This window comes from Enterobacter sp. 01-M-02-SI-ECC, assembly GCF_047530595.1.
GTDB lineage: Bacteria > Pseudomonadota > Gammaproteobacteria > Enterobacterales > Enterobacteriaceae > Enterobacter > Enterobacter cloacae_M.
Genome location: NZ_JBLKCZ010000017.1, coordinates 1 through 12,802 on the forward strand (window position 1 = coordinate 1; position 12,802 = coordinate 12,802).

The following is a 12,802-nucleotide window of genomic DNA, read 5'->3' on the forward strand; positions in this document are numbered from 1 at the left end:
CACCTGACCCCATGCCGAACTCAGAAGTGAAACGCCGTAGCGCCGATGGTAGTGTGGGGTCTCCCCATGTGAGAGTAGGGAACTGCCAGGCATCAAATAAGTGAAAAGGCCATCCGTAAGGATGGCCTTTTTGCGTTTTAGCATCACAGAGATTTGTAGGCCGGGTAGGGCGAAACCGCCACCCGGTAAGTCAGATCGCACTCCACTCCACTATAAACTCCGCAATCCCTTCCACATCATTTAAATCCAGCGTCGGAACTTCAAGCGGCAATACAACATCACTGGCCACCGCAATCACATGCTCATCCAGCGTTAATTCGCTGAAATCATGCCCGGCATCGCTTCTGAACAGTAGGATCTTAGGCACTGCCTCATGCTTAAATCCCTCAACCAGCACCAGATCCAGCGTGGTATGATCCATCCGGCTGACCAGATAAGCGAGATCCAGCGGCGCCTCATCCGGCGTTTCTGTCATCAGCGCCCAGCGTTGAGTACTTGCCACCATCGTTTGCGCTGCACCCGCTTTACGCAATGCATAGCTATCTTTGCCCGGTCTATCGACATCCATATTATGATGGGTGTGCTTAATCAATCCTGGACGGATACCTCTGGCACAAAGCGCAGGAATGAGCTTTTTCAGCAGCGTGGTTTTCCCGGTCCCACTCCAGGCAGAAATGGCTACGACAGGTATCATCTTTTCTCCTGCATCATCTGCAAATCGTCAGGCGTATTCACATTCACAAAAGCTGATTTTAAATCGCTAAAATCAACGGGATGACCGCCAGACTCGCGCATAAAAGCCATCACCCTGCGCTCTCCCGCAGCCAGATAGGACTGCAGGGCTGGCGCCAGGGATCGGTGCATCAATGCGATAGCAGGATGATCACGCTCGCCGTCATGTACCCAAACCACAGGAGCCGTACCCCGAAGCAGCAACAAACGTTCGACAAGACAGGACGGAATAAACGGGGTATCGCAGGGACAGAAGATGAACCACTCTCCGTGAGACTGTTGCATGACCGAAAGCATACCAGCCAGCGGTCCCGGGTAATCCTCAAGGATATCCTGGTAAACGGCGTACCCGCTGAGCTGGTAAGTGTCGATATGCCGGTTAGCACTGATGACCATTGTCGACACCTGGCCTGCGAGCGTATCAGCGACACATTGCCATAAGGGTTTGCCGTTCAGGCGTTGAAGCCCCTTATCTTTTCCCCCCATTCGCGTCGCTCTGCCACCTGCCAGAACGACCCCAATGATTTCCTGGCTAAGATTCACGAATATCGCCTCTTTTATTGTGGGATTGACCCTGCTAACGTGTCACTCTAAATGAAAGGAGCACCACCATGAAATGTAAACGTCTGAATGAAGTTATTGAACTCCTCCAGCCCGCCTGGCAAAAAGAGCCAGAGCTAAATCTGATGCAATTTTTACAGAAACTGGCGAAAGAGTCAGGTTTTGACGGCGAACTGGCAGACCTTTCTGACGACATCCTGATCTACCACCTTAAAATGCGTGACTCTGCCAAAGATGCTGTTATTCCTGGTATTCAGAAGGATTATGAGGAAGATTTTAAGACCGCATTACTGCGCGCCCGAGGCGTAATTAAAGAGTAAAAGCTTGTAAGCGGCGGCACCGAAATCGCCACAAGATGATATCCTGAATCATTCGTATAATTTCCGGATGATCGGATGAACGACCAGGCTTTTACTTTCCAGACATTACACCCGGACACCATTATGAATGCCCTGTTTGAACAGGGTATTCGGGTGGACTCCGGGCTAACCCCGTTAAACAGCTACGAAAACCGCGTCTATCAATTCCAGGACGAGGATCGTCAGCGCTTCGTCGTAAAGTTCTATCGTCCAGAACGCTGGTCCGCAGAACAAATTCAGGAAGAGCATCAGTTTGCTCACGATCTGCTGGATGACGATGTTCCCGTTGCCGCGCCGCTAAAATTCAATAATCAAACGCTCCTCACGCACGAAGGGTTTTACTACGCTGTATTCCCGAGCCTGGGTGGCCGCCAGTTTGAAGCGGATAATATCGATCAGATGGAGTGGGTTGCCCGCTATCTTGGGCGCATACACCAGACGGGACGCAAAAAAGTCTTTATTGCCCGCCCGACTATCGGAATTCAGGAATACCTTCTTGAGCCACGCGAAATATTCGAAACGTCTGCCATGATCCCCACTGCGTTAAAGGATGATTTCCTCAACGCCACCGATAAGCTCATTGCAGCTGTTAAAACCTGCTGGCGTGACGATATTTCCGTCCTGCGCCTGCATGGCGATTGTCATGCCGGAAATATCCTCTGGCGTGATGGCCCGCTGTTTGTCGATCTCGATGATGCGCGTATGGGGCCCGCGGTTCAGGACCTGTGGATGCTGCTCAATGGCGACAAAGCCGAGCAACGCATGCAGCTTGAAACCATTATTGAAGCTTATGAAGAATTTAACCCGTTTAATTCAGACGAAATTGCCCTGATTGAGCCTTTACGTGCGATGCGTTTTGTTTATTATCTCGCATGGTTAATCAGGCGTTGGGACGATCCCGCATTTCCCCGGAATTTCCCGTGGCTTACCGGAGAGGATTACTGGCGTAGCCAGATATCTACATTTACTGAGCAGGTCAAGGTTCTTCAGGAACCCCCTCTGCAATTAACGCCGATGTATTAATTGGACACACCCAGGAGAGAGTTAATCATGAAAAAAATTTGGCTGGCGCTGGCAGGTATGATTCTGGCATTTAGCGCTTCTGCTGCGCAGTTTACCGACGGCAAACAGTACACCACGCTGGACAAACCGGTCGCTGGCGAGCCACAGGTTCTGGAGTTTTTCTCGTTCTACTGCCCACACTGCTATCAGTTCGAGCAGGTGCTGCATGTTTCGGATAGCGTGAAGAAAAAGCTGCCAGAAGGCACCAAAATGACCAAGTACCACGTCGAGTTCCTGGGCCCATTGGGTAAAGACCTGACCCAGGCGTGGGCGGTTGCGATGGCACTGGGCGTGGAAGATAAGATCACTGCGCCAATGTTTGAAGCCGTACAGAAAACCCAGACCGTTCAGACCACTGCGGATATCCGTAAAGTGTTCGTTGATGCCGGCGTGAAAGGTGAAGAGTATGACGCTGCATGGAACAGCTTTGTGGTGAAATCTCTGGTTGCTCAGCAGGAAAAAGCGGCTGCTGACCTCCAGCTTCAGGGCGTTCCGGCGATGTTTGTTAACGGCAAATACCAGCTGAACATGCAGGGCATGGACACCAGCAGCATGGATATCTTCGTACAGCAGTATGCTGATACCGTGAAATACCTGGTTGAGAAGAAGTAATTTCGCTGATGTAAAAACGCCGGTCACTGACCGGCGTTTTTGTATAAAGATTTAATATTGTCTATCTGTTCGTCTTTCTCTTTCCAGAGCGTATTAAGCCACTGCTGGAAACGACGCTTGAAACTCTTATCGTTAACGTAATCACCGTGCAGCCCGGCATCTATCGGGACCAGATCGACACGCACAACAATGCGCGTCAGTTTGCCGCTGAGCATATCGTAGAACGGCGTCTTATCGTTTTCCGGATAGCAGAGCGTGACGTTCAGGAGTTTATCGAACTGCGATCCCAGCACGTTAAGCGCCATCGCAATACCCGCAGCCTTTGGCGGCAGCAAGTGCTGGTAAGGAGAGCGGGTTTGTTGGTGCTTCTCCTCCGTAAATCGGGAGCCTTCAACAAAGTTTACGATGGTCGTAGGATGCGCGCGAAACTTTTCGCAGGAACGGCGTGTGGTCTCCACATCTTTGCCGCGACGCTCGGGATGACGAATCAAATAGCTGCGCGAATAGCGTTTCATAAACGGCATATCAAGCGCCCAGCAGGCCAGCCCGATAAAAGGCACCCAGGCGAGCTGCTGTTTCAGAAAGTATTTGTTCATCGGGATCTGTTTGCGAAAAAGTACGCATAACACCACGATGTCCGCCCAGCTGTGGTGATTGCAAATCAGCAGATACCAGTTCTTCTTGCTAAGACTCTCCAGCCCTTTGATATCCCACTTCAGATGCGGGTTCAGGCACAGCAGGATCGCCAGTCCTTCGCACCAGCAGTACATCATGAAATTACAAAATGCGGACACGGCTCGCCACACCACAGGGACAGGCAACAGCAGTTTAACGATCCCGGCGATAATGATCGGCACAGAGCAGGCGACAGTCACCAGGATAGTTAAAATGATGCTTAACAGTAATGTTATTGCAGCGAGCAATCTCGACATGATGAGCTTTTTCAAATGGTTAGCTGTAAGTGAGCGGCCGGCTATTCGACGCTGGGCGCTGATTTTACCAGAAAACGGACAAATTAATGGCGCTTTCATGTGATGATTTGGCCGCTTTTACCCTGCCGTAGACGATTTCACTGTGATTCCGCGCTTATCAAGGCTTATATCCACATAGACTAAATTGCCATCGGTTGGCCATATAGATAAGATCTAAGGTGATAACAGCATGATAATTAAGATCTAAAAATTAACTCATATGTATTTTTTACGTCTGTTATTCATATGAAGTGAAAATATGCACAAACTTATCCACAGTTTGATTTTTGCGAGCGATCCTCACGATCGCAAAATCTTTTCCTGTATCTGGTGCTAATACCTGATGTTTTCATCCTTCTGTGGCATCCTTTACCCATAAATTGATTAAAGGCACGGACATTATGGTTCAGATCCCAGAAAACCCTCTTATTCTCGTCGATGGCTCTTCTTACCTGTATCGGGCATACCATGCGTTTCCTCCTCTGACCAATAGCGCAGGGGAACCTACCGGCGCAATGTACGGCGTGCTGAACATGCTGCGCAGCCTGATCCTTCAGTATCAGCCAACCCATGCGGCTGTAGTCTTTGATGCGAAAGGTAAAACTTTCCGCGATGAGCTGTTTGAGCATTACAAATCTCACCGTCCGCCAATGCCTGACGATCTGCGTGCGCAGATTGAGCCGCTGCATACCATGGTAAAAGCGATGGGGCTGCCGCTGCTGGCCGTCTCTGGCGTTGAGGCTGATGACGTTATCGGCACGCTGGCGCGTGAAGCAGAAAAGATGGGGCGTCCTGTGCTGATCAGCACCGGTGATAAAGATATGGCGCAACTGGTGACGCCAGGCATCACCCTGATTAACACCATGACCAACACCATTCTGGGGCCAGAAGAAGTGGTCACAAAGTATGGCGTGCCGCCTGAGCTGATTATCGACTTCCTCGCGTTGATGGGCGATTCCTCGGATAACATCCCGGGTGTCCCTGGCGTCGGTGAAAAAACCGCGCAGGCGCTGCTCCAGGGGCTAGGTGGTCTGGATACGCTCTACGCGGAGCCAGACAAAATCGCAGGGCTCTCCTTCCGTGGCGCAAAAACCATGGCCGGAAAACTGGAAGAGAACAAAGAGGTGGCTTATCTCTCCTATAAGCTGGCCACAATCAAAACCGATGTCGAACTGGAGCTGGGCTGTGAGCAGCTTGAAGTGCAACAGCCTTCCGCTGACGATCTGCTGAGCCTGTTTAAGAAATACGAATTCAAGCGCTGGACCGCTGACGTGGAAGCCGGTAAATGGCTGCAGGCGAAAGGGGCTAAACCTGCTGCAAAGCCGAAGGAGACAATCGTCGTTGACGCAGAAGAGCAGGCGGAAGAAGAAGCCGTGGCGCTTTCCTTCGACAACTACGAAACCATTCTTGAAGAGTCACGGCTGATCGCCTGGATCGATAAACTGAAAAAGGCGCCGGTCTTCGCCTTTGATACCGAAACCGACAGCCTCGATAACATCTCTGCCAATATGGTTGGCCTGTCATTTGCGACAGAGCCGGGTATTGCCGCCTACGTCCCTGTGGCGCACGATTACCTGGATGCGCCGGAGCAGATCTCCCGTGAACGCGTGCTCGAACTGCTGAAGCCGATCCTGGAAGACGAAAAGGCGCTCAAGGTCGGGCAAAACCTCAAGTACGACCGCGGCATTCTGCAAAATTACGGCATTGAACTGCGCGGGATTGCCTTCGATACCATGCTTGAATCCTACATTCTGGACAGCGTCGCGGGCCGCCATGATATGGATTCCTTATCTGACCGCTGGCTCAAGCACAAAACGATCACCTTTGAAGAGATTGCCGGTAAAGGGAAAAATCAGCTCACCTTTAACCAGATTGCTCTGGAAGAAGCGGGGCGCTACGCGGCGGAAGACGCTGATGTCACGCTGCAGCTGCACCTGAAGATGTGGCCAAAACTGCAGAAGCATGAAGGTCCGCTGAACGTGTTCCAGCATATCGAGATGCCGCTGGTGCCCGTGCTATCCCGCATTGAACGCAACGGCGTGAAGATTGACCCAACGGTGCTGCATAACCACTCCGGGGAGCTGGCGCAGCGTTTGACCGAGCTCGAGCAAAAAGCGCATGAGCTTGCAGGCGAGCCGTTTAACCTCTCTTCACCGAAGCAGCTGCAAACCATTCTGTTTGAAAAGCAGGGCATCAAGCCGCTGAAGAAAACCCCTGGCGGCGCACCGTCAACCTCTGAAGAGGTGCTGGAAGAGCTGGCGCTGGATTACCCGCTGCCAAAAGTGATTCTGCAGTACCGAGGCCTCGCGAAGCTGAAGTCTACCTACACCGACAAGCTCCCGCTGATGATCAACCCGAAAACGGGTCGTGTGCACACGTCGTACCATCAGGCTGTTGCGGCGACCGGTCGTCTCTCATCAACCGACCCCAACCTGCAGAACATCCCGGTACGTAACGAAGAAGGCCGCCGTATTCGCCAGGCTTTCATCGCACCAGAGGATTATCTGATTGTCTCTGCTGACTACTCGCAAATCGAACTGCGCATTATGGCGCATCTGTCCCGCGACAAAGGCCTCCTGACCGCGTTTGCCGAAGGAAAGGATATCCACCGGGCAACCGCGGCGGAAGTCTTCGGCTTGCCGCTGGACAGCGTGACCAACGAGCAGCGCCGCAGTGCTAAGGCGATCAACTTCGGTCTGATTTACGGCATGAGCGCATTTGGTCTTTCGCGCCAGCTCAACATTCCACGCAAAGAGTCGCAGAAGTATATGGATCTCTATTTCGAGCGTTATCCGGGGGTGTTGGAATATATGGAACGCACCCGCGCGCAGGCGAAGGAAAAAGGTTACGTCGAAACCCTGGATGGCCGCCGTCTCTACCTACCGGACATCAAATCCAGCAACGCGGCGCGTCGCGCTGGCGCAGAGCGTGCGGCGATCAACGCCCCGATGCAGGGTACCGCGGCGGACATTATTAAGCGTGCAATGATCGCCGTTGATGCCTGGCTGGAAAAAGAGAAGCCTCGCGTGAAAATGATCATGCAGGTACACGATGAACTGGTATTTGAAGTGCACAAAGACGACCTCGACGCCGTGTCGAAGAAGATCCACGAACTGATGGAAAGCAGCATGACGCTCGACGTGCCGTTGCTGGTGGAAGTGGGAAGTGGAGAAAACTGGGATCAGGCTCACTAACGGTTCTTCGCATAACGCGCTTTTTATGTAAGTTTGCAACATAACAACGCGCGTTTTGTGACAATCATTAGAATTCCCTATGTAAAGAATGAAAAAAAACTACAAAAAGTGCTTTTTCTGCAGCACAAAAAGGGGTAGAGTTGTCGGCGTAGGGTACAGAGGTAAGATGTTCTATCTTTCAGACCTTTTACTTCACGTAATCGGATTTGGCTGAATATTTTAGCCGCCCCAGTCAGTAATGACTGGGGCGTTTTTTATTGCGGCAAAGAAAAATTCAGGCAAAAAAAACGCGGCTATCGCCGCGCTCCGTATTACTCTTCTTCCGCTTCCGTCGCGGGTTCCAGCTCGCTAAACCAGGTATCGAGCTTCTGACGCAGCTTGTCCACGCCCTGCTTTTTCAGCGAGGAGAACGGCTCAACCTGCACATCACCGTTGAACGCCAGCACCGCTTCGCGAACCATATTCACCTGCGCTTTGCGCGCGCCGCTCGCCAGCTTATCGGCTTTCGTCAGCAGCACCAGCACGGCGATATCGCTTGCTACAGCCCAGTCGATCATCTGCTGATCCAGATCTTTCAGGGGATGGCGAATATCCATCAGCACCACCAGACCTTTCAGACACAGGCGTTTTTCCAGGTATTCACCCAGCGCACGCTGCCACTTGATTTTCATCTCTTCCGGTACCTGCGCGTAACCGTAGCCCGGTAAGTCGACCAGGCGTTTGCCCTCTGCGACTTCAAACAGGTTGATCAGCTGGGTACGGCCAGGTGTTTTTGAGGTGCGCGCCAGGCTCTTCTGATTGGTCAGCGTATTCAGGGCGCTGGATTTCCCCGCATTGGAGCGGCCAGCAAATGCCACTTCAATACCGGTATCAGAAGGAAGGTGGCGAATATCGGGCGCACTGGTGACAAAATGCGTCTGTTGGTAGTTCCAGGTAGTCACGTGGTCGTCTCCAAAATCGTAATCTGAAGGGGATTATACCCGAATGCAGGCAAAAGGCTTTTCTGATTGCTATGAGCAGTAGACGAATGCCACAACCGGTGTGAGAGATCGGCCAGTAATGCTATGCGAGATTTCAGAGAATTCGCAGGCGTAAAAAAATTCAAACTGTTTTAAATCATAAGCTTATTTCCAGGTAATTATCTGAAAATCCCTCTTTGTACCGTTTCGTTGCTTGTTAGTTTAACTGAACAAGGTAAAGTGTGCGTCAGGGCGAGGAAGCCAACAGGAAATCGACTTAAGGATGAGGGTCAGGAGCGCCAGGAGGCGAAGACGCAGGATTGTCAGGATGACCAGCGCCTGGAGGCGTTTTAAAAGGAAATGGAACCGTATCACGGACGGTATTAGCCAAGGGATAAACAGGGTTTGTTGTTGGCAAACACGGAATGTCTGACCCGCTAAGGGTTGTGAGTCAGGAAAAAAGGCGACAGATTGCTCTGTCGCCTTTTTTCTTTGCTTGCTTTCTGCTAGATTTCGCCGCAATTCTATACTGAAGAAAACGACTTAAAGATAAAACATCATGAAAAAACCAACCTCCGCTGCAGGCGCGAAACGCCCTGTAAAAGCACGCCGCAAAACGCGCGAAGAACTGAACCAGGAAGCGCGCGATCGCAAACGCGATAAAAAACATCGCGGTCATGCTGCGGGTAGCCGTGCCAACGGTGGTGGTGCAGCGGGTGCTTCTGCGAAAGGCAAACAGCAGAAAGACCCTCGTATCGGCAGTAAAACTCCCATTCCACTGGGCGTGACAGACACCCCGGTCACTAAGCAGCACAAACCAAAGAGCGAGAAACCTATGCTTTCACCGCAGGCTGAGCTGGATTTGCTGGAGAACGATGAGCGCCTGGACGCGCTGCTGGAACGTCTTGAAGAGGGTGAAACCCTGACCGCTGAAGAGCAGTCATGGGTGGATGCCAAACTGGATCGTATCGATGAACTGATGCAGAAGCTGGGCCTGTCATACGACGATGACGAAGATGAAGAAGAAGACGAGAAGCAGGAAGATATGATGCGTCTTCTGAAGGGTGGAAACTAACATTTGCACCCGGCAGGCACGATAGTCCTGCTTATAACCCTTCCGGTTATATGTTATCTGGTGTGGTTATTCGTTAAACTACGGCGGTTGTCGCGGCGACAGAAGTGGCTGCGCACCCGAATGATGGCCCGCGATGGGGCCAGAACGGGCCGCCGTATACGAACGCGACACCAACGGAAGGAGTGAGCATGTCAGCACCAACTATCGACTGGGATTTGGCCCTAATCCAGAAATATAACTATTCCGGGCCGCGTTATACGTCATACCCCACCGCGCTGGAGTTCTCCGATGCCTTCGGCGAGGCTGATTTCCAGCAGGCTGTCGCGCGCTATCCTGAGCGTCCGCTTTCGCTCTACGTCCATATTCCGTTCTGCCACAAGCTCTGCTACTTCTGCGGGTGCAATAAAATCGTTACCCGTCAGCAGCACAAAGCCGACCAGTATCTTGATGCGCTCGAACAAGAAATTGTGCATCGCTCGCCGCTGTTTGCTGGCCGTCACGTCAGCCAGCTTCACTGGGGCGGCGGTACGCCAACCTATCTGAATAAAGCGCAAATAAGCCGCCTGATGACCCTGCTGCGCGGCAATTTCAGTTTTAACGCCGACGCTGAAATCTCGATCGAAGTCGATCCGCGTGAAATTGATCTCGATGTACTGGATCACTTACGCGCCGAAGGCTTCAATCGTCTGAGCATGGGCGTGCAGGATTTCAATAAAGAGGTTCAGCGTCTGGTGAACCGCGAGCAGGACGAAGAATTTATCTTTGCCTTACTCAATCACGCGCGTGAGATTGGTTTCACCTCGACCAATATTGACCTGATATACGGCCTGCCAAAGCAGACGCCGGAAAGCTTCGCCTTCACCCTGAAGCGCGTGGCCGAACTCAACCCGGACCGCCTGAGCGTCTTTAACTATGCGCATCTGCCGACGCTCTTTGCCGCTCAGCGCAAAATAAAAGATGCCGATCTTCCTTCTGCCCAGCAGAAGCTGGATATCCTGCAGGAAACCATCACCTCGCTGACCGAAACCGGCTATCAGTTTATCGGGATGGATCACTTTGCCCGTCCGGATGACGAGCTGGCGATTGCGCAGCATGAAGGCGTTCTGCACCGAAACTTCCAGGGCTACACAACCCAGGGCGATACCGATTTGCTGGGGATGGGCGTCTCCGCTATCAGCATGATTGGCGACTGCTACGCGCAGAACCAGAAAGAGCTGAAGCTTTACTACCAGCAGGTTGATGAAACGGGCAACGCGCTGTGGCGCGGCATTGCGTTAACGCGCGACGACTGCATCCGGCGCGATGTGATTAAGGCGCTAATTTGCAACTTCCGTCTCGATTTCAGCGACGTTGAGTCGCAGTGGGATCTTCATTTCAGCGATTATTTTGCGGAAGACCTGAAGCTGATTGCACCGCTGGCGAAAGACGGGCTGGTGGATGTGTCGGAGAACGCGATTGAGGTCACGCCGAAAGGGCGTCTGTTGATCCGTAATATCTGCATGTGCTTTGACGCGTATCTGCGTCAGAAAGCGCGACTGCAGCAGTTCTCGCGGGTGATTTAAGGCGCATTGCCAAAAGCACTAAACGTAGGCCGGGTAAGGCGAAGCCGCCACCCGGCTTTTACGTTCAACTCGCTAGCTAAACAGCCCAACCAGCGCCGCACACAACATAGCCGCAACGGCTGTTTGTGGCGTGTGGCTTTCAGCGGCTCCGCTAGAGAGCATATTCACGATTGTTTCCAGCATGATGTTCACCCCCAATTTCCGGGCACGATCATACAAAACTCATCGGAACAGTAAAGCGCAAAATAACGGCAATTTGCGCTCAATTAATAACCTTTACACAGCGGCGTGCGATCACTCCATTCCCAGCTCTTTAAGCTTGCGCGTCAGGGTATTACGTCCCCATCCCAGCAGGCGAGCGGCTTCCTGCTTATGACCCTGCGTATGGCGAAGCGCGGTGGTTAACAGCGTACGCTCCATCTCTGGCTGAGCTTCAGACAGCAGGTTTTGATGACCGGAACGCAGCGCGCGGTCGGCCCACTGCGCCAGCAGCGTCGCCCAGCTGTCCGGCAGCGCGTGCCCGGTACTGCTTTCAGGCGCGGTTGCTTCAAACAGCTCGGCCGGTAAATCCTGAATCAGCACTTCCTGCCCGGCGGCCATCACGGTTAACCAGCGACAGGTGTTTTCCAGCTGACGCACGTTGCCCGGCCACGCCAGACGCGTCAGAGCGGCATCGGTTTCCGGGTGAAGCTGCTTGGCTTCCACACCCAGCTCGCGGGCGGCCACCTGCAGGAAATGACGTGCCAGGCGGGGAATATCTTCCCGACGCTCACGCAGCGGCGGCAGATGAACGCGGATGACGTTCAGACGGTGGAATAAATCCTCACGGAATTTTCCTTCCTGCACGCGTTGTTCCAGGTTCTGGTGGGTCGCGGCGATAATACGCACGTCCACCTTCACCGGCGCATAGCCGCCCACGCGATAAAACTGCCCGTCGGCCAGCACGCGCAGCAGGCGGGTCTGGACATCCAGCGGCATATCGCCGATCTCATCCAGAAACAGCGTACCGCCGTCGGCCTGTTCAAACCGCCCCTGGCGAATGGTATTGGCGCCGGTGAATGCCCCTTTTTCATGGCCGAACAGTTCGGACTCAATCAAATCCTTCGGGATCGCCGCCATATTCAGGGCGATGAACGGCGCTTTTGCCCGCGGGCTGTGGCGGTGCAATGCATGCGCCACAAGCTCTTTACCGGTTCCCGACTCACCGTTAATCAATACGCTGATGGACGAGCGGGATAAACGACCAATAATGCGAAACACGTCCTGCATCGCCGGCGCTTCACCGATAATGTCTGTGGTTGGCCCAAAATCGGGCGCGTGGCGCGGCTGTTGCTGCTCCTGATAATGGCTAATCGCGCGCTCAACCAGCGCCACCGCTTCGTCGATATCAAAGGGTTTGGGCAGATAATCGAATGCCCCTTGCTGATAGGCGCTCACTGCGGCATCCAGATCGGAGTGCGCGGTCATTATGATGACCGGAAGCATAGGGTGGCGTTGTTTGATCTGCTTTAACAGCGCCAGCCCGTCCATGCCCGGCATACGAATATCCGAAAGCAGAACATCTGGCGTTTTGGTGGTGAGTGCGTCGAGCACTTCGCTGCCGCTCTCAAACGTCGTGCAGCTTAATCCTGCCCCTGTGAGCGCGCGTTCAAGCACCCAACGGATGGAGCTATCGTCATCGACTACCCAGACTATCCCTCGTTGCATAAACGTCA

13 protein-coding genes and 1 rRNA gene are annotated in these 12,802 nt (G+C 52.9%); 8 read left to right on the forward strand and 6 right to left on the reverse strand.

The features are described from left to right. Nucleotides 1–91: ribosomal RNA gene (gene rrf, locus ACMWLG_RS18450) — 5S ribosomal RNA — on the forward strand; the annotation flags it as partial. Nucleotides 92–190: 99 nt separating this feature from the next. On the opposite strand, the gene mobB is transcribed toward rrf, so the two are convergent. Next, a complete protein-coding gene (gene mobB, locus ACMWLG_RS18455; protein ID WP_045405302.1) occupies nt 191–694 on the reverse strand; it encodes a molybdopterin-guanine dinucleotide biosynthesis protein MobB in 504 nt (167 codons plus the stop codon). Next, nucleotides 691–1,275: a molybdenum cofactor guanylyltransferase MobA gene (gene mobA / locus ACMWLG_RS18460; protein ID WP_045405305.1), complete on the reverse strand. Its 585-nt coding sequence runs from the start codon at nt 1,273–1,275 to the stop codon at nt 691–693. The genes mobB and mobA overlap by 4 nt, the downstream gene beginning before the upstream one ends. Nucleotides 1,276–1,343: 68 nt before the next feature. On the opposite strand from mobA, the gene ACMWLG_RS18465 reads away from it, so the two are divergent. From ACMWLG_RS18465 to dsbA, 3 genes are all read left to right on the forward strand, one after another. After that, complete coding sequence (locus ACMWLG_RS18465) at nt 1,344–1,613, forward strand: YihD family protein (RefSeq protein ID WP_003861904.1); 270 nt, start codon at nt 1,344–1,346, stop codon at nt 1,611–1,613. 75 nt (nt 1,614–1,688) lie between these two features. Further along, nucleotides 1,689–2,675 (forward strand): serine/threonine protein kinase, encoded by a 987-nt coding sequence (locus ACMWLG_RS18470; RefSeq protein ID WP_045405307.1) that lies wholly within the window; start codon nt 1,689–1,691, stop codon nt 2,673–2,675. Between the two features lie 27 nt (nt 2,676–2,702). Continuing rightward, nucleotides 2,703–3,326: a thiol:disulfide interchange protein DsbA gene (dsbA, locus tag ACMWLG_RS18475; protein ID WP_032662678.1), complete on the forward strand. Its 624-nt coding sequence runs from the start codon at nt 2,703–2,705 to the stop codon at nt 3,324–3,326. Between the two features lie 23 nt (nt 3,327–3,349). Here the strand turns inward: dsbA and ACMWLG_RS18480 are convergent, their stop codons facing one another. Next, on the reverse strand, nt 3,350–4,201 hold the full coding sequence (locus ACMWLG_RS18480) for an acyltransferase (RefSeq protein ID WP_229218479.1): 852 nt from the start codon (nt 4,199–4,201) through the stop codon (nt 3,350–3,352). Here ACMWLG_RS18480 and ACMWLG_RS18485 point away from each other — a divergent pair. Continuing rightward, nucleotides 4,098–4,361: a hypothetical protein gene (locus ACMWLG_RS18485; RefSeq protein ID WP_223825995.1), complete on the forward strand. Its 264-nt coding sequence runs from the start codon at nt 4,098–4,100 to the stop codon at nt 4,359–4,361. The two genes, ACMWLG_RS18480 and ACMWLG_RS18485, sit on opposite strands and share 104 nt — an antisense overlap. A gap of 337 nt (nt 4,362–4,698) precedes the next feature. Beyond that, nucleotides 4,699–7,491, forward strand: coding sequence for a DNA polymerase I (polA, locus tag ACMWLG_RS18490; protein ID WP_023309769.1), 2,793 nt, complete (start codon nt 4,699–4,701; stop codon nt 7,489–7,491). Between the two features lie 311 nt (nt 7,492–7,802). On the opposite strand, the gene yihA is transcribed toward polA, so the two are convergent. Next, nucleotides 7,803–8,432 (reverse strand): ribosome biogenesis GTP-binding protein YihA/YsxC, encoded by a 630-nt coding sequence (gene yihA / locus ACMWLG_RS18495; RefSeq protein WP_023309768.1) that lies wholly within the window; start codon nt 8,430–8,432, stop codon nt 7,803–7,805. A gap of 577 nt (nt 8,433–9,009) precedes the next feature. Between yihA and yihI the strand changes: the two genes are divergently transcribed. Next, nucleotides 9,010–9,525, forward strand: a complete 516-nt coding sequence (yihI, locus tag ACMWLG_RS18500; protein ID WP_023309767.1) for a Der GTPase-activating protein YihI — start codon at nt 9,010–9,012, stop codon at nt 9,523–9,525. A gap of 188 nt (nt 9,526–9,713) precedes the next feature. Beyond that, the gene (hemN, locus tag ACMWLG_RS18505) at nt 9,714–11,087 is read left to right on the forward strand and encodes an oxygen-independent coproporphyrinogen III oxidase (protein ID WP_045405311.1); all 1,374 of its coding nucleotides are present in this window, start codon (nt 9,714–9,716) and stop codon (nt 11,085–11,087) included. A 72-nt stretch (nt 11,088–11,159) separates the two neighbouring features. Here hemN and ACMWLG_RS18510 read toward each other — a convergent pair whose 3' ends face one another. Together ACMWLG_RS18510 and glnG are read right to left on the reverse strand one after the other, a co-directional pair. Next, a complete protein-coding gene (locus ACMWLG_RS18510) occupies nt 11,160–11,270 on the reverse strand; it encodes a YshB family small membrane protein (protein ID WP_023333898.1) in 111 nt (36 codons plus the stop codon). A 111-nt stretch (nt 11,271–11,381) separates the two neighbouring features. Next, entirely contained in the window at nt 11,382–12,794 is a 1,413-nt protein-coding gene (gene glnG / locus ACMWLG_RS18515; RefSeq protein WP_023309765.1) for a nitrogen regulation protein NR(I), read from the reverse strand. Between the last annotated feature and the right edge of the window lie 8 nt (nt 12,795–12,802).